Below are 25,024 nucleotides of genomic sequence, written 5' to 3' on the forward strand. Positions count from 1 at the left end.
GCTAGCCGACCTTCTCGACGAAGACGCGGATGGTGCCGCCGCAGGACAGCCCGACATTCCAGGCAGCCTCGTCGGCAACGCCAAACTCCAGCATCCTGGGCTTGCCGCTCTGGATCACATCCATGGCCTCGGTGACCACGGCGCCCTCGACGCAACCGCCGGAGACGGACCCCAGGAACGTGCCCTCGTCGTTGATGACGAGGCTCGAGCCCGCCGGGCGCGGTGCCGAGCCCCAGGTCTCCACCACGGTGGCGAGCGCGACGCCACGGCCGGCCTTCTGCCAGTCCTCCGCCGCCTTCAGAATATCCTCGTCGCGATCGAGCATGGCTACCTCTCAGGCTGCGGAGCGGATCAAGCTGCGGTGATGCGGCGGCAGCGGCCGGGAGAGCGTGGTGATCAGCTCCTGGATCGAGCTCAAATTATGTACCGGACGGAATTCGTCAACGTGCGGCAGCATCATTTTGATGCCCTGGGCCTTGGCCTCGAATCCGCCAAACCGCAGCAGCGGGTTGAGCCAGATCAGCCGCCGGCAGGAGCGGTGCAGCCGGTCCATCTCGAAGGCGAGCTTGGAATCGGCCTCCCGCTCCAGGCCGTCGGAGATCAGCAGCACGATGGCGCCCTGGCTCAGCACGCGCCGCGCCCACAATTTGTTGAAATTGTGCAGGGAGGCCGAGATCCGCGTGCCGCCGGCCCAGTCCTCCACCGAGGCCGAGCAGCTCGCCAGCGCCTCGTCGGGATCGCGCTGGCGCAGCGCCCGGGTCACGTTGGTGAGGCGAGTGCCGAACAGGAAGACCGAGACACGTTTTCGCGCGTCCCCTATGGCATGCAGGAAATGCAGGAACAGGCGGGTGTACTCGCTCATCGAACCCGAGATGTCGAGCAGCGCGACGATCGGCGCCGGTTTCTCGATCCGCCCGAGGCGATGGATATCGATGATGTCGCCGCCCGTGCGTAACGAGGCGCGCAGCGTTCGGCGGAGATCGAGGCGCAGGCCCCGGGGATCGGGCCGGTGCCGGCGCGTCAGAAGCTCGGCCTGCGGCAACCGCATCCGCTCGACGGCGCGGAGCGCTTCGGTGATCTCGGCCGCGCTCATCTGCGCAAAATCCTTTTTCTGAAGGATTTCCTTGTCCGAGACCGACAGGCGCAAATCCTGCTCCTGGTGCTGCGACGTCTCCGTCATGCGCGGCTGCGACATCGCCTCCTGCACACGGCGCGAGCCGGCCTGCGGCTTCTTCTTGGCCTGCTCCGGCAACGGCACCGAATCCAGCATGTGCTTCCACTCTTCCGACGCGCGGAAGAACAGGTTGAAGGCCTGTTTGAAGATCAGCGCATGCTCGTGGCGCTTGACGAAGATCGCCTCCAACGTGGTGAAGACGTCGGCGCGGTTGCCGATGTCGATCACCTGGAGCGCGCTCATGGCATCGATGACCGCACCCGGCCCGACCGGCATGCCCGCCAAACGCAGCGCGCGGGCAAAGCCGACGATGTTGTCGGCGAACTGCTCGGTCTGCTCAGGCGCAAGGTGGTTGATGGCCATGGTTCATCACTCTCAGCCGTCATTCCGGGGCGCGCCCTCATGGGCGCGAGCCGGGAATCCATTCAATCTACTCACTCTGCGGCCCAATGGATTTCGGGTTCGCGCTTCGCGCGCCCCGGAATGACAAGCTAGTCGCTCGTCGCGTCCTTCAGTACCTTCTGCAAGGTGTCGCCCTGCATCCGCGTGATGTCGTCCTGGTATTTGAGCAGCGCGCCCAGCGTGTCGCCGACCACTTGCGGGGTCAGCGAGCGGGCGTCGAGCTCCGACAGCGCGGTGGCCCAATCGATGGTCTCGGCGACGCCCGGCGACTTGTAGAAATCCTGATTGCGCAGTGCCTGGACGAAGCGCACGACCTGCTGCGACAATTTTGCGGAGATGCCGGGCACGCGCGACTTGACGATCGCGAGCTCGCGGTCGGCGTCGGGATAATCGACCCAGTGGTAGAGACAACGCCGCTTCAGCGCGTCGTGGATCTCGCGGGTGCGGTTGGAGGTGATGATGACGATCGGCGGGCTCGGCGCCTTCACGGTGCCGAATTCGGGGATCGTCACCTGGAAGTCGCTGAGGATTTCGAGCAGATACGCCTCGAACGCCTCGTCGGCGCGGTCGAGCTCGTCGATCAGCAGCACCGGCGGCCCGGCGACGTCAGGCTCCAGCGCCTGGAGCAGCGGTCGCTTGATCATGTAGCGATCGGCGAAAATGTCGGACGACAATTGATCGCGATCGGTATCTCCGGCGGCCTCGGCCATCCGGATCGCGATCATCTGCGCGGCGCTATTCCACTCGTAGACCGCCGAGGAGACGTCGAGGCCTTCGTAACACTGCAGGCGGATCAGCTTCCGCCCCAGTGCCGCCGACAGCACTTTTGCGATCTCGGTCTTGCCGACGCCGGCCTCACCTTCGAGAAACAGCGGCCGGCCCATGCGCAGCGACAGATAGGTCACCGTCGCCAGCGATCGCTCGGCGAGATAGCCGCGCGACGTCAGGAGTTCGAGCATCGAATCGACCGATGCCGGCAATACAACTGAAGTATTGGCACCGGACGTATTGGCCGCTGAGGTCATGAAAAAGCCAGTCTCGCTACGCCCTCACCGGGGACAAGTTTGGGCCGAGGCGTGAGGATCACTCACTCCTTGGCGTTGGCGGCGTCGAGGGCACGCCGCGTCAGCACACCGATGAGGTGCGCGCGGTATTCGGCACTGCCATGGATGTCGCTGTTGAGGCCGTCCGCCGGCACCTCGATGCCATCAAGCGCTTTCGCGGCGAAGCGCTTCTTCAGGGCTTCCTCGAACGCGGTGACACGGAATACGCCTTCGGAGCCGGCGCCGGTGACCGCGACCCGCACGTCGGAGGGACGCCGCGCCACGAACACGCCGACCAGCGCGTAACGCGAGGCCTGGTTGCGGAATTTGATATAGGCCGCCTTCTTCGGCAGCGGGAACATCACCTTGGTGATGATCTCGTCGGCTTCGAGCGCCGTCGTGAACAGGCCCTGGAAAAACTCTTCCGCCTTAAGGCGGCGCTTGTTCGTGACGATGGTGGCGCCGAGCGCGAGCACTGCAGCCGGATAGTCCGCCGTCGGGTCGTTGTTGGCGAGTGAGCCGCCGATCGTGCCCTTGTGGCGCACGGCGGGATCGCCGATCTGGCTGGCAAGATTCGCGAGCGCCGGGATCGCCTCGCCGACGATGGCCGAGCTTGCGACCTCGGCATGCCTGGCGGTGGCGCCGATCACAAGCGCGCGGCCCTTCATCTCGATCGTGTTGAGCCCATCGATATGGGAGAGGTCGACCAGATGCGGCGGGCTGGCGAGGCGCTGCTTCATGACGGGAATCAGCGTATGGCCGCCGGCGATCACCTTGGCGTCTTCGTTCTTGACCAGGATGTTGGCGGCCTGCCGAACGGTCCCGGGGCGATGATATTTGAAGTCGTACATCTGAATGTCCTGATCGCAGAGTGCGCGCGAAGTTTACGCGAGATCGGATTTCGCCATCGCCTTGGCGCCGGCGGAGATCGAGGTGACGATGTTCTGGTAGCCGGTGCACCGGCAGAGATTGCCTTCCAGCTCCTCGCGGATGATGTGGTCGTCGAGCTCGTTGCCCTTGCGATGGACGATGTCGATCGCGGTCATGATCATGCCGGGCGTGCAGAAGCCGCACTGCAGGCCATGGTGTTCGCGGAAGGCCTCCTGCATCGGATGCAGCGGCGCGCCGTCGGCGGCCAGCCCCTCGATCGTCTTGACCTCGTGGCCATCGGCCATGACGGCGAGCGTGGTACAGGACTTCACGGCCTTGCCGTCCAGATGCACGACGCAGGCGCCGCACTGCGAGGTGTCGCAGCCGACATGGGTGCCGGTGAGCCGCAGATTCTCGCGCAGGAACTGCACCAGCAGGGTGCGGGGATCGACATTGGCCGTAAAAGGATTGCCGTTCACGATGAGGGAGATTTTTGCCATAAGCACTCTCTATCAGCGCCCCGACGGGTCCCGTCGAAGCGGTTCTTATAATTATTCCAACCCATCATATGGGCCATTATGCCCCGGGGCAACATCACCGGGAATGCAAGGCGCCATGCCGAAAGGCGATAGCGTTCAGCCCTGTACCGCCTTGGCGAAGTTCGCGAAAAATTCGTCGGCCAGTTTCTTGGCGGCGCCGTTGATCAGGCGCTGGCCGAGCTGCGCCAACTTGCCGCCGATCTGTGCCTCGACCTCGTAGGACAAAAGCGTGCCGCCGTCCTTCTCCGCAAGCTTGACCACGGCGCCACCCTTGGCGAAGCCGGCCACCCCGCCCTCGCCTTCGCCGGAGATCTTGTAGCCGTTCGGCGGGTCGAGATCGGACAGCGTGACCTTGCCCTTGAAGCGCGCCGACACCGGACCGACCTTCATTTTCGCCGTCGCACGAAAGCCGCCATCGTCGGTCTTCTCCAGCTCCTCGCAGCCGGGGATGCAGGCCTTCAGCACCTCGGCATCGTTGAGCTTGGCCCACACGGCCTCGCGCGGCGCCGCAAGCTGGACTTCGCCGTTCATCGTCATGGCCATTGGGTGCCTCCCCGGATACCGAACTTGGATCGTGCAACTTTAATGCTGCTCAAGTACCGCACGGAGGCGGCAAAAGAAAGGGTGGCCTCCGGTCACGGGCAATGCATATTCGCAACTGCAAAAAGCTTGCGCCGCCGGTTTGGGATTGGCACAGGCGGGCCATGGTGGTTAGGTCCCGCATAATATGAGCACATCCCTCTCCCCCCTGCTCGCGCCGATGCTGTCGAGCGTGGCCATGCGCGCGGTCTGCGACGACCGGTCGACCCTCCAGAACATGCTCGATTTCGAGGCAGCCCTGGCCCGAGCCGAGGCCGCCACCGGTGTGATTCCCGCGTCCGCGGTGGGCCCGATCGAAGCCGCATGCAAGGCCGATACCTTTGACATGGCTGCGCTGGCCGAGGCCGCGACGCGATCCGGCAATCTCGCGATCCCCCTGGTCAAGACGCTGACCGCCAATGTCGGCAGGGCCGACGCAGAGGCCGCCCGCTACGTGCATTGGGGCGCGACCAGCCAGGACGTCATCGACACCGCGACCATGCTCACGCTTCGCGCCGGCATCGATGCGTTGGACGCCGATCTCAGCCGCGCCATCAAGGGCTTTGCCGCACTGGCGCGCACTCATCGCAACACGGCGATGGTGGCGCGGACCTGGCTCCAGCACGCGCTGCCGATGCCGTTCGGCCTGAAGGCCGCCGAATACGCCGCAAGCCTCGCCCGCGCCCGCTGCCGCTTGAGGCGGCTCTCCCGCGAGGGCCTCGCACTGCAATTCGGCGGCGCGGCCGGCACGCTTGCAGCACTCGGCGACAAGGGGCTCGTGGTCTCCGAACGGCTGGCGCGGGAGCTGAACCTGCTGCTGCCCGAAGCGCCCTGGCACACCCATCGCGACCGCATCGCGGAAGCCGCATCGAGCTTTGCGATTCTCGCCGGCAGCTGCGGCAAGATCGCGCGCGACGTCTCGCTGCTGATGCAGACCGATGTCGGCGAAGCGTTCGAGCCTGCCGGCGAAGGCCGCGGCGGCTCCTCGACCATGCCGCACAAGCGGAACCCGGTCGCGGCCGCAAGTGCGCTGGGCTGCGCGACCATGGCGCCTCAGCTCGCAGCGACGATTTTTGCCGCACAGGTGCAGGACCACGAACGCAGCGCCGGTCCCTGGCACGCGGAATGGCCGACGCTGCCGCAATTAATGCTGGTCACCTCCGGCGCGCTTGCCGCCATCGTCGACATCGCCGAGGGTCTCGATGTCGATGCCGCGCGCATGCGCAGCAATCTCGATGCGACGCACGGGCTGATCATGGCGGAAGCGGTCACCTTTGCGCTGGCCGACAAGATCGGCAAGAGCGATGCGCATCATCTGATCGAGGCCGCGAGCAAGCGCGCGGTCGCCGAGAAGAAGCATCTGCGCGAGGTGCTCGCAGCCGATTCGCAGGTCACTGCGCATCTTTCGCCGGAAAAAATTGCGGCGTTGTTCGAGCCGATGGCCTATCAAGGCGCTTCCCAAGCCCTGATCGACCGCCTGCTCGACAGCCTCGAACGCGAATAGAGCAGCCTTGAGCGGACATAAAACGGAGACGCCAGCATGCCCATGATCGATGCCGACGGTTGCCTGATCAACGTCTCCGTCGAGGGCCGCGACGGCGGGCCGACGCTGATGCTGTCGAACTCGCTCGGCTGCACGCTGCAGATGTGGGAGCCGCAGATGAAGGCGCTGACGCAGATATTCCGCGTCATCCGCTACGACCGCCGCGGCCACGGCAAGTCCAACGTTCCGCCCGGCCCCTATACGATGGAGCGCTTCGGCCGCGACGTGCTCGCGATCCTCGACGATCTCAATATCGAGAAAGTGCACTGGTGCGGCCTGTCGATGGGCGGCATGGTCGGGCAATGGCTGGGCGCGAACGCGCCGGAGCGCTTCGGCAAGCTCATCCTCGCCAACACCTCCTGCTACTATGCCGAGCCGACCAAATGGCTCGAGCGCATCGATGCCGTGAAGAAGGGCGGCATCGGCGCCGTCGCCGATGCCGTTATTGCCGGCTGGCTCACCCAGGATTTCCGCGAGCGCGCACCCGACATCAGCGCCAGGATGAAGACGATGCTGCTGGCCTCGCCGGTCGAAGGCTATCTCGCCTGCTGCGAAGCGCTGTCGACGCTCGACCAGCGCGCGCTGCTGCCGAAGATCAAAAGCCCGACGCTGGTGATCGCCGGCCGCCACGACATGGCGACGCCGATTTCGGCGGGTGAATTGATCCGCTCAAACATTCCCGGCGCAAGCATGACCATCATCGACGCCGCCCATATTTCCAATGTCGAGCAGCCGCACGCGTTCACCGACGCAGTGGTGGGCTTCTTGACGCAGCGTTAGTCGCAACCGTCATTGCGAGCGCAGCGAAGCAATCCAGAAAATGCCTCCGCGGCGACAGACTGGCAATGACGAAGGAGGAGAACAGCATGGACGACCAGAAACGCCGCGATGCCGGCATGAACGTGCGCCGAAAAGTGCTGGGCAATGCCTGGGTCGACAAGTCGATCGCGGGCCGCAATGCATTCAACACCGATTTCCAGGACATGATCACACGCTACGCCTGGGGCGAGATCTGGACGCGGCCGCATTTCGACGAGCGCACGCGGCGGGTGCTGGTGATCGGCACCATGGTTGCGCTCGGCCAATGGGACGAATTCCGCCTGCATGTGCGCGCAGCCCTCGCCGAGGGCGGATTCACGCCCGACGACATCAAGGAAATCCTGCTGCAGCAGGCGATTTATTGCGGCGTGCCGGCGGCGAACCACGCCGTCAAGGAAGCCTCAGCGATTGTGCAGGAGCTCGGCCTGCTCAAGACCTAGCGGCGGGGTGGCCTCGACGGTCCTCTGAACGATCTTGGGCGCCGCCGCGGGCCGTTCGATCACCACCACGATGGCGGCACCGAGCAGGAGCAGGAGCTCGGTGGCGTGCAGCCGCAGCGCGGCCATCTCGCCGACCTTCGAGGCCATGATCATGCTCGCAAACGAGATCAGGCTGCCGATCGCAAGCGCAATGCCGAGCGCTTCGTCGCTGCCGCCGTTCTTGCGGATGCGGGGGATGCAGAGCAGCGCAAGGTAGATCGCAAAGAACGCCACCACCGTCAGTCGCCCCAGTGCCAGCAGCCAGGCGGCGCGCACCGTGTCCATCCCCGCCATCTGGAGATGGTCGCTGAGGAAAAGCGCCACTGCGACGCTCGGCCGCTCATAGAGGCCGTGCACCGGCGCCACCATGATGTTGAAGGCAACGAGGGTCCAGGCCGGGATGAAATAGGCCGCCAGAAGTGCGCCGTTGACCGAACCGATCCGCCAGTTTCCGAACATGCCGCTTCCCGCTTCGTTTGGCCCGCGCCTTCGATGGAAGGCTTTGCCGGGAGCTAACTCGCATCAGACTGTGGCGGCAATTTAAACCCTTTGTTTACCTTAACTGCCTCCCGCCAGGCATCCAATTAGGCGCCGGCGGCGCCGGTTCCGGCCATTGCGGGGAACCGGAGCGCCCAAATGATCTCTGTAAAAGCCTTGATGCGGAGGCAGGGCCGGTTGCAGCCGCCAGTTCCCTCCTGTTACAAAACGAGAATGCTTAAGGGCTGCCGGGGCCCGAGAAGAAACCAGCACTCTCTCTCGAAGAGCTCCCTTTGAGCCGCGTCAGATTTGGGTACGGCAGCCTATGGATTATTTCGCCCAGCAGCTCATCAACGGCCTCGTGCTCGGCTCGATCTACGGGCTGATCGCGATCGGCTACACGATGGTCTACGGCATCGTCGGCATGATCAACTTCGCCCATGGCGATGTCTTCATGATCGGCGGCTTCATCGCGCTGATCACCTTCCTTCTCCTGGTCTCGACCGGCCTGACTGCGGTCCCGGTGATCCTTTTGATCGTGATCCTGGTCTCGATGGCGGTCACCGCCCTGTATGGCTGGACCATCGAGCGCATCGCCTACCGTCCGCTGCGCCACTCCTTCCGCCTGGCGCCGATGCTGTCGGCGATCGGCATGTCGTTCGTGCTGACCAACTATTCGCAGGTGGCGCAAGGCGCACGGGTGAAGCCAGTGCCGCCAGTGATCACCGGCGGATATACGCTGCACGAGAGCGCCGATGGATTCGTCATCCAGCTCTCCAACATCCAGATCGTGGTGGTCATCACCACCATCGTGCTGCTGGCGATCTTCACCTGGCTGGTGTCGCGCACCCGGCTCGGGCGCGACATGCGCGCCTGCGAGCAGGACCAGACCATGGCGGCGCTGCTGGGCGTCAACGTCGACCGCACCATCTCCATGACCTTCGTGATCGGCGCTGCGCTGGCCGCGGTGGCCGGCCTGATGTACCTGCTCTATTACGGCCTGGTCGATTTCTTCATGGGCTTCGTCGCCGGCATCAAGGCGTTTACCGCGGCCGTACTCGGCGGCATCGGCTCGCTGCCCGGCGCCATGCTCGGGGGGCTCGCGATCGGGCTGATCGAGACGTTCTGGTCGGCCTATTTCTCGGTCGAGTACAAGGACGTCGCCGCGTTCTCGATCCTGATCGTCGTGCTGATCTTCATGCCGACCGGCCTGCTCGGCCGCCCCGAAGTCGAAAAAGTCTGACGGTCGCGCGCGTGAAAACTCCTTCGAGCAATACGGCCAAAGCTGCATCGGGCATCCCCGCTCTCCTGAAGACCGCCTGCGTCAACGCACTGATCGCGCTGGTGCTGTTCTCGCTGATGGTCGGCGTCCGCACCGAAGCCGGTTCCGACGGCCAGCTCACCTATTGGACGCGCTTCGGCGAGGTCGCCTCCCTCGTCGCCGCGGTATTCGGCGGCTCGATCGTGCTCGAGCTGCTCAAGCAATGGATCGGTCCGACCGGCGCTGAGAAGCTGGTGCCGCCCGCGGTGCAGAGCGGAATGTCGTTCCTCGGCCGCTATCTCGCACCGGCGCTCCTGATCTTCACGCTGCTGGTGCCCGTGATCTTCTATGACCAGCGGTACATCCTCGACCTCGCAATCCTCGTGCTCACCTATGTCATGCTGGGTTGGGGATTGAATGTCGTGGTTGGCCTCGCCGGCCTGCTCGATCTCGGCTACGTCGCCTTCTATGCGGTGGGCGCCTATTCCTACGCGCTGCTTGCGACCAATTTCGGCTGGTCATTCTGGATCTGCCTGCCGCTCGCCGGCGTCCTCGCCGCATTCTGGGGCGTGCTGCTCGGCTTTCCCGTGCTGCGCCTGCGCGGCGACTACCTCGCCATCGTGACGCTCGCCTTCGGCGAGATCATCCGCCTCGTCATCATCAATTGGCAGGATCTGACCGGCGGCCCCAACGGCGTCTCCAGCATTCCCCGCCCCTCCTTCTTCGGCATCCCGCTCGACAACAGCGACAACGGGCTCGCCGCCAGACTCGGCATCGAATATTCGCCGACCCACCGCATCGTCTTCCTGTTCTACCTGATCCTGGCGCTCGCGCTGCTCACCAACTGGGTGACGATCCGGCTGCGCCGCCTGCCGATCGGCCGCGCCTGGGAAGCTTTGCGCGAGGATGAAGTCGCCTGCCGCGCGCTCGGTATCAACACCACGACGACCAAGCTCACGGCATTCGCGACCGGTGCGATGTTCGGCGGCTTTGCCGGCGCGTTCTTCGCGACTCGCCAGGGCTTCATCAGCCCGGAATCCTTCACCTTCCAGGAATCGGCGCTGGTGCTCGCCATCGTCGTGCTCGGCGGCATGGGCTCGCAGCTTGGGGTTGCGCTCTCCGCGCTCGCCATGATCGGCGGTTTCGAGCTGTTCCGCAGCCTCGAGAGCTATCGCATGCTGGTGTTCGGCATGGCCATGGTGCTGATCATGATCTGGCGGCCGCGCGGCCTGATCGGCCATCGCGCGCCGACCGTGTATCTGACCAAGGCCCACGCGATCTCATCCGACCTCGTCAAGGAGGGACACGGATGAGCCGCGACCAGATTCTCGAGGTCGACCGGCTCACCATGCGCTTCGGCGGCATCGTCGCGGTGCAGGACTTGTCGTTTGCTGCCGAGCGGAACAAGATCACCGCGCTGATCGGACCCAACGGCGCCGGTAAGACGACGGTGTTCAACTGCATCACCGGGTTCTACAAGCCGAGCGGCGGCGCCATCCGCCTCAACCATGACGACGGCAAGGTGATCGCGCTGGAGCGGCTGAACGATTTCCGCATCGCCAAGCAGGCCAAGGTCGCCCGCACCTTCCAGAACATCCGCCTGTTCCCCGGCATGACCGCGCTGGAAAACCTGATGGTGGCGCAGCACAACGCGCTGATGCGCGCCTCCGGATTCACCCTGCTCGGGCTCATTGGCGCGCCTGTCTACCGCGACGCCGAGAAGCGCGCGATCGATCTCGCCACCGACTGGCTCAAGCGGGTCAATTTGCTCGATCGCGCCGACGATGCCGCCGGTAATTTTGCCTATGGCGACCAGCGACGGCTCGAGATCGCACGTGCGATGTGCACCGAGCCCGCGCTCTTGTGCCTGGACGAACCCGCAGCCGGCCTCAACGCGCGCGAGAGTGCCGCCCTGAGCGAACTGCTGCTGTCGATCCGCAACGAGCTCGGCACCTCGATCCTGCTGATCGAGCACGACATGTCTGTGGTGATGGAGATCTCCGACCACATCGTTGTGATGGACCACGGTGTGAAGATCTCTGAAGGCTCCCCGCGCGAGGTTCGCGACGATCCAAAGGTGATCGCCGCCTATCTCGGCACCGATGAGGAAGAGGCGGCGGCCGTGATGGAGAGCGGGTCGTGACGTCGCCCACTGCCTTGCTCGCGATCCGCGGCCTTCGCGCCGCCTACGGCAAGATCGAGGCGCTGAAGGGCGTCGACCTCGAAATCACTGCCGGCGAGATCGTGGCGCTGATCGGCGCCAACGGTGCCGGCAAGTCGACGCTGATGATGACGATCTTCGGCAAGCCGCGCGCCCGCGCCGGCCAGATCCTGTACGAAGGCCGTGACATCACCGAAGTGCCCACCCACGAGATCGCGCATTTGCGCATCGCGCAATCGCCGGAAGGCCGCCGCATCTTCCCGCGCATGAGCGTGGCGGAAAATCTCCAGATGGGGGCGGACGCCACCGAGTGCACTGACGCCGAACGCGAGGCGACGCTACAACGCGTGTTCACGCTGTTTCCGCGGCTGAAGGAACGCTACGCGCAGCGTGGCGGAACCCTGTCCGGCGGCGAGCAGCAGATGCTGGCCATCGGCCGCGCCTTGATGAGCCGTCCTCGCCTGCTCCTGCTCGACGAGCCCTCGCTCGGTCTGGCGCCGCTGATCGCGCGCCAGATTTTCGATGCGATCCGCACCCTGAACCGCCAGGACGGCCTCACCGTGCTGATCGTCGAGCAAAACGCCAACCATGCGCTCAAGCTCGCCCATCGTGGCTATGTCATGGTCAATGGCCTGATCACGCTGGCCGGGACCGGCGCCGAGTTGTTGCAGCGCCCCGAGATTCGCGCCGCCTACCTGGAAGGCGGCCGGCACGGTTGAGGCCGCTCAGGGCGAACCCGCGCTGCCGAATGTGGCGAGATATCTCTGCCCATGCCCGTATTTTGCCGGTGACTTCTCCTCGAATTCATTCAAGAATAGCGCCGGTTTGAACCGGGCATGCCCGGTAACTCCCACAGGCGACCACCCTCGAGGTATCTCATGAAATCACTGAAGCTCATCGGTCTGGCATTCGGCGCGTCGATCGCGCTGTCGAGCGCGGCATTCGCGCAGGATGTCACCGTCGCAGTCGCAGGTCCGATGACCGGCGGCGAGTCCGCTTTCGGCCGCCAGATGAAGAACGGCGCCGAGATGGCCGTAGCCGACATCAACGCCGCCGGCGGCCTCAACGGCAAGAAGCTGGCGCTGTCCGTCGAGGACGACGCCTGCGACCCGAAGCAGGCGCGCTCGATCGCCGAGAAGATCGCCGGCGCGAAGATCCCCTTCGTGGCCGGGCATTATTGCTCGTCGTCGTCGATCCCCGCGTCGGAAGCCTATGCCGACGGCAACGTGCTCCAGATTACTCCCGCCTCCACCAATCCGAAGTTCACCGATAGCGGACTGTGGAACGTGGCGCGCGTCTGCGGCCGTGACGACCAGCAGGGCCTGGTCGCCGCCCAGTACATCGCCAAGAACTACAAGGGCAAGAATATCGCCATCCTCAACGACAAGACCACCTACGGCAAGGGTCTTGCGGACGAGACCAAGAAGGCGCTCAACAAGGCCGGCGTCACCGAGAAGATGTACGAGTCCTACAACAAGGGCGACAAGGACTTCAACGCGATCGTCTCGCGGCTGAAGCGCGACAACATCGATCTCGTCTATGTCGGGGGCTACCATCAGGAGAGCGGCCTGATCCTGCGCCAGATGCGCGACCAAGGCCTCAAGACCGTGCTGATGGCCGGCGACGCGCTCGCCGATAAGGAATATGCCTCCATCACCGGCCCTGCCGGCGAAGGCACGCTGTTCACCTTCGGCCCCGATCCGCGCAATAAGCCGACCGCGAAGAAGATCGTCGAGGCCTTCAAGGCCAAGAACATCGACCCCGAGGGCTACACGCTCTACACCTACGCGGCGATGCAGGTCTGGTCGCAGGCGGCCAAGAAGGCCGGCACCACCGATGCCAAGAAGGTCATGGCGGCCATCAAGGCCGGCAAGTGGGACACCGTGATCGGGCCGATCGAGTATGACGCCAAGGGCGACATCAAGCAGCTCGACTACGTCGTCTACAAATGGGACGCCAAGGGCGGCTACGCCGCGATCAGCGGCAACGGCACCTAAGCACGCTTGCCGGGGGCCTGAACGCCTCATTCAATCATCATAGCGCCCCGGCTTGCCCCGGGGCGTTTCTTCCTGCGTCAGAATCAGACGGCTGCAGGCAGCGCGCCGTCCGCCGCAGCTTGGGCGTTCCTTAGTGCCTGAAGAAGATCGTTCGGCCGAAACGGCTTTTGCAGGCAGACCACGTTGGCGAGGTGGGGCGATTGTTCCATGAAGTCCAGTGCCATCATCCCCGACACCGCAACGACCGGGAGACTCGGTGCAAGCTCGCGCAGCGTCGTGATGACCTCGACGCCGCTGGTATCGCCAAGGAAAATGTCCACGATTGCCGCGTCGAAGCAGGTCTCGGTGAAGGCTTTCACCCCGGCTGCGCCGCTATCGGCCTCAACGACGTCGTAACGGTTGACGCGCAGCACGATCGCGACCATCGCACGGACGTCCTTCTGGTCGTCGATGATGAGAACGCGGGGCATAGGGAACAACTCCCGGATCCTGATTCAAAATGCCTGATTCAAACCTGGAACCCGTAGCAGCGGGAGAGCATTATGGCACCGTCCAGTAAAGCGCATCTTACCCGATCCCCCGTGCGCGTTCCCCATAAAATTAAGTAAACTGTAACCTTCGGTTGAGTCGCGGTGGGTTTTGTCATGATGCGTGCCCAGAACCCGCTACCATGGACCAAAATTGATTGGGCCAAATGAGATTGGCGAAGATGCTCAAGACCGATCTGCGAGAGCTTCACGTGTCCGCGCCGACCGATCGGAGCACATTCCTTTCGACGTTGCCGGCCACCCCGAAAGACCGCACCGCAGCATTGGCGATCGTGGGCGTCTCGTCGATCCTGTTCGCAATGGCCGTGCCCTTCGCAGGTATCCCGCTGCTGCCCGTGCCAGCCTTCGTCGCGAGCTATCAATCCGCGCTCGTCGTCGCGGACATCGTCACCGCGGTCCTGCTGTTGTCGCAGTTTGCGGTGCTCAGGACCCGCGCGCTGCTCGTGCTGGCGACGGGCTATCTGTTCACCGCTGCCGCGGCCGTGGTCCATGCCCTCACCTTCCCCGGACTTTTTTCGCCGACCGGGCTGCTGGGAGCCAACCAGCAGACCACGGTCTGGCTCTACATGATCTGGCACGGTGGCTTCCCGCTCTGCGTGCTGGCCTATGCCTGGCTGAAGGAGGCCGACGGCGGCGCCCGGATCGCGGGCTCGGCAAGCAAGGCGATCTACGCCAGCGTGGTCGGCGTCGCCGCGGTCATGGTCGTCTTGACCTGGATCGTCACTGCCCAGCACGACCTGCTTCCGGTCCTGCTGCGCGACGGCCGTTACACGCAGATCATGATCGGCGTGGTGGCCTTTGTCTGGTCCTTGAGCTTTGCCGCGCTGGTCTCGCTGTGGTTCCGCCGTCCGCATTCGGTCATCGACGTCTGGCTCATGGTGGTGATGTGCGCGTGGCTGTTCGACATCGCGCTGTCGGCGATCGTCAACGTCGCGCGCTTCGATCTCGGCTTCTACGCCGGCCGCGTCTACGGCCTCTGCGCGGCGACCTTCGTGCTCGCAGTGCTTTTGATCGAAAATGTCCGCCTCCAGGCGCACACGCTGGGGCTCGTCGGCAGGTTGCGCCAGCAGTCAGCATTGGATCGCGACTATTATGGCAAGCGCCTTGCGCTGTACGGGGCCGTCGTCGAATCCGCCAATGATGCCATCATTACGAAGACCCTCGACGGTGTCATCACGGGCTGGAACAAGGCCGCCGAACATCTGTTCGGCTATGCCGCCGCGGAGGCCATCGGCCAGCCGATCGACATCATCGTGCCGGAGGACCGCAAGGCCGAGGTCAGGGGTATCCTGAACAGGGTCGGCGGCAATGAAACGATCGCCCAGCATGAAACGGTCCGGATCCGAAAGGACGGTCGGCCGCTCGACGTCGTTCTCAATGTTTCTCCGCTCAAATCAGCCAACGGACAGATCATCGGCGCTTCCAAGATCGCCCACGACATCACGGAAGAGAAGCAGGCAAGAGAAAAACTGCGCCGCGAGGTCGAGGAGCGGCAGCGGATCTTCGAGACCTCGCAGGACCTGATCCTGGTCACCGACGGTTTTGGCAATTTCATCCAGGTCAGCCCCAGCGTGAAGACCATTCTGGGCTTGAGTCCGGAGGACATGATCGGGCACAGCGCCACCGAGTTCATTCATCCCGATGACCTCCAGAAGACGCGCGACGAGATGCGCGCGGCGCGGCGTGGCGCGGTCAAGCGCAGCTTCGAGGCGCGCTACTACCACTACGATGGTCACGAGGTCACGCTGAACTGGATGGGCACCTGGTCCGATCCGGTCAAGCGCCATTTCTTCATCGGTCGCGACCTCACCGAGAAGCAGGCCGCCGAGGCGCAGTTCAGGCACGTCCAGAAGATGGACTCCATCGGTCAATTGACCGGCGGTGTCGCGCACGACTTCAACAATGTGCTGACCGTCATCACCGGCACGATCGGCATCCTGGCGGACGCGGTCGCTGACCGTCCCGAGCTCGCTGCCATCACCAAGCTGATCGATGACGCCGCCGAACGCGGCGCGCAACTGACCAAGCATCTGCTCGCCTTCGCCCGCAAGCAGCCGCTCCAACCGCGCGAAATCGACGTCAACGCATTGACGCTCGAGGCCGCAAAGCTCCTGCATCCCACGCTCGGCGAGCAGATCACCATCATGCCGCAACTCACCGAGGATGCGTGGCCGGCACTGATCGACCCGGGCCAGCTTTCCACCGCGATCCTCAATCTCGCGCTGAACGCGCGAGATGCCATGCCCAACGGCGGCACGCTGGTGCTGGAGACCCGCAACATCTTTCTTGACGACGGCTATGCCAGCATGAACCCCGACGTGGTGGCTGGCAATTACGTCATGATCGCCGTCAGCGACACCGGCTCCGGAATCCCGCCGGAGTTGATGGACCGGGTGTTCGATCCCTTCTTCACCACCAAGGAGGTCGGCAAGGGCACCGGCCTCGGGCTCAGCATGGTGTTCGGCTTCGTCAAGCAGTCCGGCGGACACATCAAGATCTACAGCGAGGAAGGCCACGGCACGAGCGTGAAGATCTACCTGCCGCGCTCGAGCGGCGTGCAGGAGACCGAGTTCGAGGCGCTCCAGAACGCGCCCGTCACCGGCGGCCACGAAAAGATCCTGATCGTCGAGGACGACGCGCTGGTGCGCCAATATGTCGTGACCCAGATCAAGAGCCTCGGCTATGTCACCCTCGAAGCCGGCAACGCGGCCGAGGCCCTCGTCATTATCGACGCCGACAAGAACATCGACCTGCTGTTCACGGACGTCATAATGCCGGGCAACATGAACGGACGCCAGCTCGCCGACGAGGCGGCTCGCCGCCGCCCCGACTTGAAGACGCTGTTCACCTCGGGCTACACCGAGAACGCCATCGTCCATCACGGACGGCTCGATTCCGGCGTGCTGCTGCTGGCAAAGCCCTACCGCAAGTCCGAGCTCGCCAAGATGCTGAGGACCGCGCTCGCGGGTTGAGCCTGCGGCATCCCTGCGATATCGCTGAAGCGGACGCCCTTCAGCCCTGCGGAGCCGCCTTGAAAAACCTTCTCACCGATATCGCCGGCGTCCGCGTCGGCCATGCCGAGGATGCGAAAATTGCCACTGGCACGACCGCGATCATCTTCGACGCCCCCGCTGTTACGGCCATCGATGTTCGCGGCGGCGGACCCGGCACGCGCGAAGACGCGTTGCTCGACCTCGCCAGCACCGTCGATCGCGTTGACGCCATTGCGCTGTCCGGCGGCTCAGCCTTTGGAATCGACGCCGGCGGCGGCATCCAGGCCTGGCTCGCCGAACAAGGCCGCGGCTTGCGGATTCGCGAGGCTGTGATTCCGATCGTCCCCGGCGCGATCGTTTTCGACCTGCTCAACGGTGGCGACAAGAGCTGGGGACGCTTCGCGCCCTATCGCGATCTCGGCTACGCCGCAGCGTTGGCCGCCAGCGACGATTTCGCGCTGGGCAGCGTCGGGGCCGGCCTCGGAGCCACCACCGCAACCTTCAAGGGCGGACTGGGATCGGCCTCCGCGGTCCTGGCCAATGGCATCAAGGTCGCTGCGATCATCGTCGTCAACGCGGTCGGCAGCACAACGGTTGGCGAGGGGCCTTGGTTCTGGGCTGCACCGTTCGAGGAGAACGGCGAGTTCGGCGGGCGCGGCCTGCCGTCCGCGTTCACGCCGGACATGCTGGCGATGCGCATCAAGGGCGGACCCGCCGCGAGCGCACGTGAGAACACCACGATCGGCCTCGTCGTTACCGATGCCATGCTGACCAAGGCCCAGGCCAAGCGGCTTGCGATGATCGCGCATACCGGGTTCGCCCGTGCGATTTATCCTGTGCATGCCCCAACCGATGGCGACGTGCTGTTCGCCGCCGCAACGGGCGAGAAGCCGATCGAGCCGCTGGTCGGCCTCACCGAACTGGGAACCGTCGCCGCCAACGTGGTCGCACGCGCGATCGCTCGCGGCGTCTACAATGCGACGGCCCTGCCGTTTGCCGGCGCGCTGCCGGCGTGGAAGGATCGGTTCGGCTAGAAACGAAACGGCTGACACGGCGTTACCCTGACGGGCCAAGGTGCACCGCCATGCCGTCTTCCGTGATCCGGTTTTTCCGTTATGCGCCCGAGACTCGCGAGCTGAAAGTGACTTTCGTGAGCGGACGCCTCTATGTCTACGAGGACGTTCCGCCCGAGGTCGCCGCGGCGTTCAGGAATGCGCGCTCAAAGGGTACATTCTTCAACCGCGAATCCGCGACCGTTATGTCTACCGTGACATCACTCACGAATATGCAGGCTAGCCGTGAGCAAGGTTACACGCTCATCGACATCGATGAACCGACAGCCGCTGAGGCACCTTGTCCCTGCCCGCCCTGCCGCTGCATCAACTGCGCGAACAGATCGTACGCCGAATTACGGGGGCTGGAGGCGCCCGGGACCGTCGTCGACATCTTGAAGCCGTCGGCGTAGGTGACCGTGGTGGTGGTCGAGCCGTCGGCGCCGGTCGTCGAGGTCGAGGCCGAGCCGCCGCTGGAGGGCGAGGAGGAATTCGAACCGCTGCCGGACGCATCGCCCGCACCTTGCGCATGATGGTGGCCGCGATGGCCGCTCTTCAGTGCCTTCGACATCTCATCGAGGCTGACGCTGCCGTCGGTATTCGAATCCAGCTTCGAGAAAACGTCGTCGGCCTGCGCGAGGTTGGTGCCGCCGGCGCCGAGCGCATTCTCGAATTCCGACTTGGTGATCTTGCCGTCGCCGTCGCCATCGATCTGCGAGAACAGGTCCTTCAGGGCGGCGTCGCGGCGCGTCGAGGACGAGGATGTTGAACTGGACGAGGTCGAACTCGCTGCGCTGCTCGTACTGTCCGAGGATTGGCTCTGCGCGGCGAACAGCGCGTTCATCGTCTCCGGCGAGATCTGCGGGGTTTTGCCCGCATTGACCGACGAGGTCGCGCCGGTCGTGCTGTTGCTGCCGCTGTCGACCGCGAACGGATTGGTCGCAGGCTTTTGCGAGGACCCCGTCTTCTGCGTCGAAGAGGACGATTTCGAATTCGTCAGCGACTGGATCGCGTCGAGCGCGCTCGATACGGCCCCAAGAGCGAACAACATTGCACAACTCCAACCGATGCGGCATGCCGCGGCCAATGTTCTGTTCAGGTGAAGTCAGCAAGCGCCGTGCCAGCGCAAAAAGCTCAATGAAATCCGCTTTCACCGCGCTTTGCACGGCCCGGGAACACCGGCAATTCATGCCGATCGCGGCAGAAATTTCCGCCCACAGGAAGCACGCCGCCCCTGCATTGCCCGGCTGAGAGGCCCATGTTAGGCGAGTCCATCTTTCACGGCCGCCACGGGAAACCGCCATGACCCAAGCCTTCGCTCCCCGCCCCCTGGCAATCGCGCCCTCGATCCTGGCCTCGGACTTCTCCAGGCTCGGCGAGGAGGTGCGCGCCGTGGACGCCGCCGGAGCCGACTGGATCCATCTCGACGTCATGGACGGGCACTTCGTTCCCAACATCTCGTATGGCCCCGACGTCATCAAGGCGATGCGCCCGCACACCAAGAAGATCTTCGACGCGCATCTGATGATCTCGCCCTGCGACCCCTACCTGGAAGCCTTTGCGAAAGCCGGCTGCGACCACATCACCGTGCATGCCGAGGCCGGTCCCCATCTGCACCGCTCGCTTCAGGCGATCCGCGCGCTCGGCAAGAAGGCCGGCGTTTCGCTCAATCCGGGCACGCCGATCAGCGCGCTCGAATACGTTCTGGACCTGGTCGACCTCGTGCTGGTGATGTCGGTCAATCCCGGCTTCGGCGGCCAAGCCTTCATCCCCGCCTCGATCGGCAAGATCCGCGACATCCGCGCGATGACGGCGGGCCGTCCGATCGACATCGAAGTCGACGGCGGCGTCGGCTCCGACGTCGCAGGTCCCCTCGCCGCAGCCGGCGCCAACGCCTTCGTCGCCGGCACGTCCGTGTTCAGGGGCGGCACGCAGGACGCCTACAAGACCAACATCGCGGCGATCCGCAACGCCGCCGCGGGCGCGCGTGGCGAGGCGATCTGAGGGCCCGCTCGGCTCCGCAGACGTGCGGCTTCTACGGGTGTTGCGGCGCGCAATGCCTAAATTTGCAACCTTGATCCGTACTCCTCCGGGCTTCCCTGATTCGCGCAAATCACCGCTAGTGATTCTTGCCTGTTTCGCGGGAGCACATCATGACGACGACCCTGGTTTGGACTGGCGTGGCGTTGTGGCTTGGTTTTTGTGCGTTTGTTGTGTTTGGTCCATCAGCCGGGCCGGTGAAGGTCTCGGTACGCTCGGCCCGCATCGCCCGTCGCGACTGGTATCGGGCCTGACCCCATGCAGATCGCGCTCGTAAAGCGTCAGCCGAAGCGCCGGTGCCGCATCCCGCGGCGCCCGCATCCTGACCTCGATTTTTTCTTCGGTCGGCTCGAACGCACCGAAGGCGAGATGCGCGACGACACCGGGCCCGACATGGACCTGGATCATCCGCTCCGGTCACCGCGCCGGCATTGAATTCTTTTCTGGACCAAGCTCATGAAGCCGCATTGCCCGAACTGCCTGAAAGAAATGACCAAGGCGTCCGCGTCGCGTAACCTGTTCAACTGCGAGCCCTGCCGCGAGATCATCCAGTTCTTCGGCGGTAGCGCGGATCACGGCGAGCCCGGCCCGCAATTCTCCTGGCCGATCCGCCGCAAGCGCTCCGTCCACACCGCTCACGCGGCCTGAATCTCCAGGATCCAGAGCGCCGCCCTATCCGGCCTCTTCGCCCACATCCGCAGCCATTCGCGGCGGCCGCACCACGGTAACGGTGCAGGCCGCTTCCGAGGCCACCTTGGCCGAGACGCTGCCGAGCAGCGTGCGCCTGAACGAGCCCTGCCGCGCGCCGATGATGACGTGGTCGACGTGGTTCACCTCGCAAAACTCCAGGATGGCCGCCGCGGGATCGACGGCTTCCAGCACGTGAGCCGACAGCCGGCTCTCATCGAGCTTGAGCGGAGTGGCCCAGTGCCTGAGCGCCACCAACCGGTCGATATGCTTGTTGGAGCCCTGCTCATCCAGCGTCCTGTCAATCGCGATGCGGTTGAGCTTCAGCACGTTGAGACATGCGAGCCGCGCCGACGGCAGCGTGGCGAGAATGCGTTCCGTCGTCATGCGCAGAGCCTCGTTCAACTCCGGCTCGCCTTCCGCCGTATCGAGCGCGACCGCAACGATCGGGCTTGATGCGAGCTGGGCTGCGACATCCGATTTCGCGCGGGGCGCCATGACACCCTGGTTGAACCGGCGGCGCCAGGCGACGCTGAGCGGATCGCGCTTCATTCGCTCCGAGCGCATCGTGAGCCTGATCTGGTCCGGATGGGTCAGATCGAAGGCGAGTTGCGACGCCGTCGGATAGCGCCGCACCGGCTCGATCTCGAGGCACCGCAGCACCACCTCCTGGAGCCAGGGCGGATATTCGGCGCGCAAGCCGCGCGGCGGGTGCGGATCGCGCCACAACCGGCGCCGCATCGCACGCAGCGTCTCGCCCTCGCCGAACGGCCGCTCGCCGGTCGTGAAGAAATAGAGCAGCACGCCAAGCGAGAACAAATCGCTGCGCGGATCGTCGCGCACCCCTGACAGCCGTTCAGGCGCCATGTAGGGCGCGGTGCCGTAAGGCAGGCGGAATTCCTCCTGCAACAGGTCCGGCAGGTGGTTGTGGTGCGACAGGCCATAGTCGATCAGCACCGCCTCGCCGCTCTCGCGGAACATGATGCTGCTCGGCTTGATGTCGTGATGGATCACGTTCTGCCGGTGCAAATCCGCCAGCCCCGTCGCGATCCTGGCGACGAGTTGCCGCGCCTCGTCATACGGCAGCGGCAGGTCGGGCAGCCGCTTGTAGAGCGTTGTCCCGGTGATGCGCTCGATTACGACATAGGCTTGGTGGGCAAAATCGCCGGTGCCGAAGCTTGAGGGCACGTGCGGCCCGGCCAGCCGCGGCAGGATCATCATTTCCATTTCGAAGGAGACGATCGCCGCGGGATCCTCGCCCTCCGACACCCGCGGAATCTTCATCAGCAGCGGCACCTCGATGCCGGGATGGGTGACCGTCCACAGCGTCGCCATGCCGCCGGCATGGACGCATTCGCCAATGGTGTAGCCGTCGATCTCTGCGCCTGATTTGACGAGGGGTTTCGGCATCGCCTCTAGCGCCCCTGCGACAATCGGTCGGCGAGCCAGTGCGGCAGGCCGTTCTCACGGATCCGGTTCGCGGCCGTCTCGACATCGTAGGGCGCGCGGCAATAGGTGATCAGGCAGGTGACCGTATCGAACAGCACGAAAGCCGCGGATGGATCGCCATCGCGGGGCTGGCCGACCGAGCCGAGCACCGCTAGCCATTGCCGCCCGCGCAGCAGCGGTACGGAGACGTCGGTCTTGGGCACGAGTCCCGACATCTTCGCCGTCACCGACATCGAATAGATCGCCGGGCGGTGGATGTGGCCGCAGAACGTGACATGAGCGGGCGTCGCGATCAGGCTTTTGGCGGCGTCCGCCGTCGATCGGACATAGTGCCAGCTCAGGGGGCTGGAGGCTTCCGAATGCACGAACAGACGATCGCTGTCCTCCACCAGCATCGGCAATTCCGCCAGGAACCGCCGCTGCGCGGTGTCGAGCCGGCCGCGGGTCCATTCGATCGCGACTTGCGCCTCGGCATTCATGGTCTCGGCCGAGGAATTCACCGCCTGGTCATGATTGCCGCGCACAGCGACGGCGCCCTGGGCGACCAGCTCCATCGCGGTATCCACTACCCATTCCGGGTCGGCGCCATAGCCCACGAAGTCGCCAAGCAGGATGAACCGCTCGGCGCCCCGCGCCCGCGCGACTTTCAGGCACGCCTCGAACGCCTGCCGGTTGCCGTGGATATCCGAGAAGACAGCGAGAAGCACGCACCCTCCACCCTCGAACCTTATTGGGAGCCGATAAGGCCAAATTGAGGGAGGTCAAGAACATGCGCCAGCGGCGCGCGGTTTGCCAGCGCTGCCCTGTCGCGATGGTGAAGAGCCTATTGCTCGTCCTTCGGCGGCATCCGGGGCGGCGGAATCGGGGTGAACACGGCGCCCTGCGCGCCGGCCGGTGGCGCTAGGAATTCGCCGGTCGAGGAATCGCCTCCGCTCGTCTCCAGGATCGTCTTGGGCGTCACATATTCCCTGACCATGTCGATGAGGCTGCCATCGCCGCCGCCGAAATCGGCGGCCCGGCCGCCTTGCGGATGTCCCAGCGCGATCTCGTTCTCCGCCGCATGGGTCTTGTCGGCCAGCCTGTCATTGTAGGGCACACGAAAGGCGCGCGGTATGCCGCTTGGGCGATTGTCCTCGTCGAGCTGCTCGACCCAGAGATAGATCGAGCCGGGATCGCCTTCCAGCGAATGCGGCTCGACGATGCGGGCCTTCAGCAGCTTGAAGGAGGCCGGCAGCCGGTCGGCGCTGGCCCAGCCGAGCAGCCCGCGCATTTCCGTGAAGCTGACGACATAGAAGGCGCTGGTCACGACCACCGCAACGGCCTTGATCGACCAGTGCAGCCGCGCATAGACCAACACGACCAGCAGCAGCGCGCCGATGACGGCGTAAGCTATCGATAGCGTGAGGATGACCGTCTGCAGGCTAGTCACGGCGCACCCTCACAGCGTTCTTGCTCACGCCAGTGCTCGGGTCGAGATCGGCGCCGTTGCGCCAGCCGCTGCGAAACGTCTCCAGCAGCGATTTCGGCCGCTGATCCACATTGACGACCTTGCCCTCGGCATCGAGCCGGAACCGCACCGCGGTCTTCTCGTCGCCGGTGTGATCGACCGTGAACTTGTTGTCGAAGACCACTTGCGCCGTGGGATTGAGCTTCTGCACCTTCACATTGGCTGTGACGGGTTCGCCTGTCGTCGCCACGAAATGTGAGACATTGACGGTGTATTCGCCGGGAACGATGCCCCGTACCGTGACGATCTCCTCGCGGATCGGCGAGGCAATCTTCTTGCCGTTGACCACGATGAAGTCGTTGGCTCCGCCGCGGTCGTCGCGGTCGAGCGTGAGGAAGCCGGCCTCGCGGTGGCGATACCAGGCGATGTTGCCCACGGGATCCTGCACGAACAGGTCGAGATCGTCGGGATGGCTGTCGGGCCAGTCCAGCGTGATCATGAACTCGGCCTTGGAATCGATCTTGCCGTCCTTGGCGTCCGGTGAGACCGCGAGCAGCGCGAGGAAGAACAGGAAAGCGATCACCTGGAGTGCCTTGAACAGCATCACGCCCAAGGGATCGAACGGCTCCTCGCGCGGATAGAGACCGAAATCATCCATCATGTCGCGATTCCAGCGCCCTTGATTCCAGAACCCGTGATTCCGAAACCCTTGCGCTCCAGCACCGGCGTCACATAAGTCTCGGTCAGCACCACGGCATCCGAGAACACCCGCTGGGTCGCGGCATCCAGCATGTAGTACTGGATGCGGACCAGGATCGAACCGACCAGGCCCGCCAGCGTCGTGTACATCGCGACCGCCATGCCGTCGCTCATCAGCCCCATCGAGGACCGCATCGCGACCTTGTCGGCAGCATCCAGCCCGGCGATTGGCGCCAGCATGATGATGAAACCGACGATGGTGCCGAGCAGGCCGAGCTTCATCAGCGTATCCGAGACGAAGGCCCCGAAGCCGTTGGAGCCGCGCAGCCGGTCGGCAAGCGTCCGCAGCAATAGGGTCTGGTCGACCGGGCGGTAGTCCTGCGCCGCGGCCTTGGTCACGAGGCTCTCGATGTGATCACGCACCAGCCCGCGCGGCAGCGCAGCCGCGCCGGCGTCGAGCAACCTCCCGCCCTCGGGCGCCGCGAGCACCGCGCGGCAGCGCCGGGCCGCCGCGCCCTCACGGGCGATGGCCCGCGTGCGCAGGAAGCAGTGACCGCAGGTGAGCACATAGAGCAGTGCGATCACGCTGGAAATGTAGGTCCGGTCCGAGGTCAGCATCAGACGGATCAGGCCGAACCGCCCCAGCAGCACGACGGCGAAGATCGAAAGCCCGGTGAAGATCATCCAGAACAGGAGCGCGCTGCGCTCGGATGGGTCGGCAGCAGGCCCCGCGATCGGCCCAATCGTCATCGAACTCATGCTGCA

Annotated in this window: 28 protein-coding genes and 1 pseudogene; 15 read left to right on the forward strand and 14 right to left on the reverse strand. The window is 64.7% G+C overall.

What is annotated here, in order from left to right; all coding sequences use genetic code 11:
* Position 1 precedes the first annotated feature (1 nt).
* The 6 genes from IVB45_RS24060 to IVB45_RS24085 form a co-directional block, all read right to left on the reverse strand.
* Positions 2-325: an XdhC family protein gene (locus tag IVB45_RS24060; RefSeq protein WP_247362366.1), complete on the reverse strand. Its 324-nt coding sequence runs from the start codon at positions 323-325 to the stop codon at positions 2-4.
* 9 nt (positions 326-334) lie between these two features.
* A complete protein-coding gene (locus tag IVB45_RS24065; protein ID WP_247362369.1) occupies positions 335-1,537 on the reverse strand; it encodes a VWA domain-containing protein in 1,203 nt (400 codons plus the stop codon).
* Between the two features lie 128 nt (positions 1,538-1,665).
* Complete coding sequence (locus IVB45_RS24070) at positions 1,666-2,601, reverse strand: MoxR family ATPase (protein ID WP_247287225.1); 936 nt, start codon at positions 2,599-2,601, stop codon at positions 1,666-1,668.
* 62 nt (positions 2,602-2,663) lie between these two features.
* Complete coding sequence (locus IVB45_RS24075; protein ID WP_027567711.1) at positions 2,664-3,470, reverse strand: xanthine dehydrogenase family protein subunit M; 807 nt, start codon at positions 3,468-3,470, stop codon at positions 2,664-2,666.
* Between the two features lie 33 nt (positions 3,471-3,503).
* Positions 3,504-3,989, reverse strand: a complete 486-nt coding sequence (locus IVB45_RS24080) for a (2Fe-2S)-binding protein (protein ID WP_247362372.1) — start codon at positions 3,987-3,989, stop codon at positions 3,504-3,506.
* Between the two features lie 135 nt (positions 3,990-4,124).
* Complete coding sequence (locus IVB45_RS24085; RefSeq protein WP_018455582.1) at positions 4,125-4,571, reverse strand: carbon monoxide dehydrogenase subunit G; 447 nt, start codon at positions 4,569-4,571, stop codon at positions 4,125-4,127.
* A 184-nt stretch (positions 4,572-4,755) separates the two neighbouring features.
* Here IVB45_RS24085 and IVB45_RS24090 point away from each other — a divergent pair, with 184 nt between their 5' ends.
* From IVB45_RS24090 to IVB45_RS24100, 3 genes are all read left to right on the forward strand, one after another.
* Complete coding sequence (locus IVB45_RS24090; protein ID WP_247362375.1) at positions 4,756-6,111, forward strand: 3-carboxy-cis,cis-muconate cycloisomerase; 1,356 nt, start codon at positions 4,756-4,758, stop codon at positions 6,109-6,111.
* Between the two features lie 36 nt (positions 6,112-6,147).
* Positions 6,148-6,930, forward strand: a complete 783-nt coding sequence (gene pcaD, locus IVB45_RS24095) for a 3-oxoadipate enol-lactonase (protein WP_247362376.1) — start codon at positions 6,148-6,150, stop codon at positions 6,928-6,930.
* Positions 6,931-7,016: 86 nt separating this feature from the next.
* Positions 7,017-7,409, forward strand: a complete 393-nt coding sequence (locus tag IVB45_RS24100) for a carboxymuconolactone decarboxylase family protein (RefSeq protein WP_027567707.1) — start codon at positions 7,017-7,019, stop codon at positions 7,407-7,409.
* Here IVB45_RS24100 and IVB45_RS24105 read toward each other — a convergent pair.
* The gene (locus IVB45_RS24105; protein ID WP_027567706.1) at positions 7,371-7,907 is read right to left on the reverse strand and encodes a hypothetical protein; all 537 of its coding nucleotides are present in this window, start codon (positions 7,905-7,907) and stop codon (positions 7,371-7,373) included. The genes IVB45_RS24100 and IVB45_RS24105 overlap by 39 nt on opposite strands.
* A gap of 343 nt (positions 7,908-8,250) precedes the next feature.
* Here IVB45_RS24105 and IVB45_RS24110 point away from each other — a divergent pair, with 343 nt between their 5' ends.
* The 5 genes from IVB45_RS24110 (at position 8,251) to IVB45_RS24130 (ending at position 13,344) form a co-directional block, all read left to right on the forward strand.
* A complete protein-coding gene (locus IVB45_RS24110) occupies positions 8,251-9,168 on the forward strand; it encodes a branched-chain amino acid ABC transporter permease (RefSeq protein WP_007602412.1) in 918 nt (305 codons plus the stop codon).
* Positions 9,169-9,179: 11 nt separating this feature from the next.
* The gene (gene livM, locus IVB45_RS24115) at positions 9,180-10,499 is read left to right on the forward strand and encodes a high-affinity branched-chain amino acid ABC transporter permease LivM (protein WP_027567705.1); all 1,320 of its coding nucleotides are present in this window, start codon (positions 9,180-9,182) and stop codon (positions 10,497-10,499) included.
* Positions 10,496-11,329: an ATP-binding cassette domain-containing protein gene (locus IVB45_RS24120; RefSeq protein ID WP_247362378.1), complete on the forward strand. Its 834-nt coding sequence runs from the start codon at positions 10,496-10,498 to the stop codon at positions 11,327-11,329. Before livM ends, IVB45_RS24120 begins: the two co-directional genes overlap by 4 nt.
* On the forward strand, positions 11,326-12,066 hold the full coding sequence (locus tag IVB45_RS24125) for an ABC transporter ATP-binding protein (protein ID WP_027518807.1): 741 nt from the start codon (positions 11,326-11,328) through the stop codon (positions 12,064-12,066). The genes IVB45_RS24120 and IVB45_RS24125 overlap by 4 nt, the downstream gene beginning before the upstream one ends.
* A 159-nt stretch (positions 12,067-12,225) precedes the next feature.
* Complete coding sequence (locus tag IVB45_RS24130; RefSeq protein WP_007602405.1) at positions 12,226-13,344, forward strand: branched-chain amino acid ABC transporter substrate-binding protein; 1,119 nt, start codon at positions 12,226-12,228, stop codon at positions 13,342-13,344.
* Positions 13,345-13,427: 83 nt separating this feature from the next.
* On the opposite strand, the gene IVB45_RS24135 is transcribed toward IVB45_RS24130, so the two are convergent.
* Positions 13,428-13,814 carry a response regulator gene (locus IVB45_RS24135; RefSeq protein WP_027567703.1) on the reverse strand — a complete coding sequence of 129 codons (387 nt, stop codon included), beginning with the start codon at positions 13,812-13,814 and terminating at the stop codon, positions 13,428-13,430.
* A gap of 239 nt (positions 13,815-14,053) precedes the next feature.
* Here IVB45_RS24135 and IVB45_RS24140 point away from each other — a divergent pair, with 239 nt between their 5' ends.
* From IVB45_RS24140 to IVB45_RS24150, 3 genes and pseudogenes are all read left to right on the forward strand, one after another.
* Positions 14,054-16,864 carry a PAS domain S-box protein gene (locus tag IVB45_RS24140; protein ID WP_247362382.1) on the forward strand — a complete coding sequence of 937 codons (2,811 nt, stop codon included), beginning with the start codon at positions 14,054-14,056 and terminating at the stop codon, positions 16,862-16,864.
* Positions 16,865-16,923: 59 nt separating this feature from the next.
* Positions 16,924-17,919, forward strand: a complete 996-nt coding sequence (locus IVB45_RS24145) for a P1 family peptidase (RefSeq protein WP_247362384.1) — start codon at positions 16,924-16,926, stop codon at positions 17,917-17,919.
* 50 nt (positions 17,920-17,969) lie between these two features.
* Positions 17,970-18,181: pseudogene (locus tag IVB45_RS24150) on the forward strand (KTSC domain-containing protein).
* Between the two features lie 12 nt (positions 18,182-18,193).
* On the opposite strand, the gene IVB45_RS24155 reads toward IVB45_RS24150, so the two are convergent.
* A complete protein-coding gene (locus tag IVB45_RS24155) occupies positions 18,194-18,988 on the reverse strand; it encodes an EF-hand domain-containing protein (RefSeq protein WP_247362386.1) in 795 nt (264 codons plus the stop codon).
* 251 nt (positions 18,989-19,239) lie between these two features.
* On the opposite strand from IVB45_RS24155, the gene rpe reads away from it, so the two are divergent.
* The 4 genes from rpe to IVB45_RS24175 all read left to right on the forward strand — a co-directional run bounded on the left by rpe (position 19,240) and on the right by IVB45_RS24175 (position 20,625).
* Positions 19,240-19,941, forward strand: a complete 702-nt coding sequence (gene rpe, locus IVB45_RS24160) for a ribulose-phosphate 3-epimerase (protein WP_247362388.1) — start codon at positions 19,240-19,242, stop codon at positions 19,939-19,941.
* Positions 19,942-20,090: 149 nt separating this feature from the next.
* Complete coding sequence (locus IVB45_RS24165; protein WP_162847284.1) at positions 20,091-20,231, forward strand: hypothetical protein; 141 nt, start codon at positions 20,091-20,093, stop codon at positions 20,229-20,231.
* 4 nt (positions 20,232-20,235) lie between these two features.
* On the forward strand, positions 20,236-20,412 hold the full coding sequence (locus IVB45_RS24170) for a hypothetical protein (RefSeq protein WP_197031140.1): 177 nt from the start codon (positions 20,236-20,238) through the stop codon (positions 20,410-20,412).
* A 21-nt stretch (positions 20,413-20,433) separates the two neighbouring features.
* Positions 20,434-20,625 carry a hypothetical protein gene (locus IVB45_RS24175; protein WP_007602380.1) on the forward strand — a complete coding sequence of 64 codons (192 nt, stop codon included), beginning with the start codon at positions 20,434-20,436 and terminating at the stop codon, positions 20,623-20,625.
* Between the two features lie 24 nt (positions 20,626-20,649).
* Here the strand turns inward: IVB45_RS24175 and IVB45_RS24180 are convergent, their stop codons facing one another.
* The 5 genes from IVB45_RS24180 to IVB45_RS24200 all read right to left on the reverse strand — a co-directional run bounded on the left by IVB45_RS24180 (position 20,650) and on the right by IVB45_RS24200 (position 25,018).
* Complete coding sequence (locus IVB45_RS24180) at positions 20,650-22,074, reverse strand: bifunctional serine/threonine-protein kinase/universal stress protein (protein ID WP_247362391.1); 1,425 nt, start codon at positions 22,072-22,074, stop codon at positions 20,650-20,652.
* A 5-nt stretch (positions 22,075-22,079) separates the two neighbouring features.
* Positions 22,080-22,820, reverse strand: a complete 741-nt coding sequence (locus IVB45_RS24185; RefSeq protein ID WP_247362393.1) for a metallophosphoesterase family protein — start codon at positions 22,818-22,820, stop codon at positions 22,080-22,082.
* Positions 22,821-22,936: 116 nt separating this feature from the next.
* Positions 22,937-23,542 (reverse strand): hypothetical protein, encoded by a 606-nt coding sequence (locus tag IVB45_RS24190; RefSeq protein ID WP_027567695.1) that lies wholly within the window; start codon positions 23,540-23,542, stop codon positions 22,937-22,939.
* On the reverse strand, positions 23,535-24,221 hold the full coding sequence (locus IVB45_RS24195) for a hypothetical protein (RefSeq protein ID WP_027567694.1): 687 nt from the start codon (positions 24,219-24,221) through the stop codon (positions 23,535-23,537). Before IVB45_RS24195 ends, IVB45_RS24190 begins: the two co-directional genes overlap by 8 nt.
* A complete protein-coding gene (locus IVB45_RS24200) occupies positions 24,218-25,018 on the reverse strand; it encodes a MotA/TolQ/ExbB proton channel family protein (RefSeq protein ID WP_247362802.1) in 801 nt (266 codons plus the stop codon). The genes IVB45_RS24195 and IVB45_RS24200 overlap by 4 nt, the downstream gene beginning before the upstream one ends.
* Positions 25,019-25,024 lie beyond the last annotated feature (6 nt).

This window comes from Bradyrhizobium sp. 4 (assembly GCF_023100905.1).
In the GTDB taxonomy this organism is placed as follows: Bacteria; Pseudomonadota; Alphaproteobacteria; order Rhizobiales; family Xanthobacteraceae; genus Bradyrhizobium.

Bases quoted from the DNA above. Each gene is read 5' to 3' on its own strand.
- IVB45_RS24060 (WP_247362366.1), bottom strand. From the start codon at position 325: ATGCTCGATCGCGACGAGGATATTCTGAAGGCGGCGGAGGACTGGCAG.
- IVB45_RS24065 (WP_247362369.1), bottom strand. From the start codon at position 1,537: ATGGCCATCAACCACCTTGCGCCTGAGCAGACCGAGCAGTTCGCCGAC.
- IVB45_RS24070 (WP_247287225.1), bottom strand. From the start codon at position 2,601: ATGACCTCAGCGGCCAATACGTCCGGTGCCAATACTTCAGTTGTATTG.
- IVB45_RS24075 (WP_027567711.1), bottom strand. From the start codon at position 3,470: ATGTACGACTTCAAATATCATCGCCCCGGGACCGTTCGGCAGGCCGCC.
- IVB45_RS24080 (WP_247362372.1), bottom strand. From the start codon at position 3,989: ATGGCAAAAATCTCCCTCATCGTGAACGGCAATCCTTTTACGGCCAAT.
- IVB45_RS24085 (WP_018455582.1), bottom strand. From the start codon at position 4,571: ATGGCCATGACGATGAACGGCGAAGTCCAGCTTGCGGCGCCGCGCGAG.
- IVB45_RS24090 (WP_247362375.1), top strand. From the start codon at position 4,756: ATGAGCACATCCCTCTCCCCCCTGCTCGCGCCGATGCTGTCGAGCGTG.
- pcaD (WP_247362376.1), top strand. From the start codon at position 6,148: ATGCCCATGATCGATGCCGACGGTTGCCTGATCAACGTCTCCGTCGAG.
- IVB45_RS24100 (WP_027567707.1), top strand. From the start codon at position 7,017: ATGGACGACCAGAAACGCCGCGATGCCGGCATGAACGTGCGCCGAAAA.
- IVB45_RS24105 (WP_027567706.1), bottom strand. From the start codon at position 7,907: ATGTTCGGAAACTGGCGGATCGGTTCGGTCAACGGCGCACTTCTGGCG.
- IVB45_RS24110 (WP_007602412.1), top strand. From the start codon at position 8,251: ATGGATTATTTCGCCCAGCAGCTCATCAACGGCCTCGTGCTCGGCTCG.
- IVB45_RS24120 (WP_247362378.1), top strand. From the start codon at position 10,496: ATGAGCCGCGACCAGATTCTCGAGGTCGACCGGCTCACCATGCGCTTC.
- IVB45_RS24130 (WP_007602405.1), top strand. From the start codon at position 12,226: ATGAAATCACTGAAGCTCATCGGTCTGGCATTCGGCGCGTCGATCGCG.
- IVB45_RS24135 (WP_027567703.1), bottom strand. From the start codon at position 13,814: ATGCCCCGCGTTCTCATCATCGACGACCAGAAGGACGTCCGTGCGATG.
- IVB45_RS24140 (WP_247362382.1), top strand. From the start codon at position 14,054: ATGCTCAAGACCGATCTGCGAGAGCTTCACGTGTCCGCGCCGACCGAT.
- IVB45_RS24155 (WP_247362386.1), bottom strand. From the start codon at position 18,988: ATGTTGTTCGCTCTTGGGGCCGTATCGAGCGCGCTCGACGCGATCCAG.
- rpe (WP_247362388.1), top strand. From the start codon at position 19,240: ATGACCCAAGCCTTCGCTCCCCGCCCCCTGGCAATCGCGCCCTCGATC.
- IVB45_RS24165 (WP_162847284.1), top strand. From the start codon at position 20,091: ATGACGACGACCCTGGTTTGGACTGGCGTGGCGTTGTGGCTTGGTTTT.
- IVB45_RS24170 (WP_197031140.1), top strand. From the start codon at position 20,236: ATGCAGATCGCGCTCGTAAAGCGTCAGCCGAAGCGCCGGTGCCGCATC.
- IVB45_RS24175 (WP_007602380.1), top strand. From the start codon at position 20,434: ATGAAGCCGCATTGCCCGAACTGCCTGAAAGAAATGACCAAGGCGTCC.
- IVB45_RS24180 (WP_247362391.1), bottom strand. From the start codon at position 22,074: ATGCCGAAACCCCTCGTCAAATCAGGCGCAGAGATCGACGGCTACACC.
- IVB45_RS24195 (WP_027567694.1), bottom strand. From the start codon at position 24,221: ATGATGGATGATTTCGGTCTCTATCCGCGCGAGGAGCCGTTCGATCCC.
- IVB45_RS24200 (WP_247362802.1), bottom strand. From the start codon at position 25,018: ATGAGTTCGATGACGATTGGGCCGATCGCGGGGCCTGCTGCCGACCCA.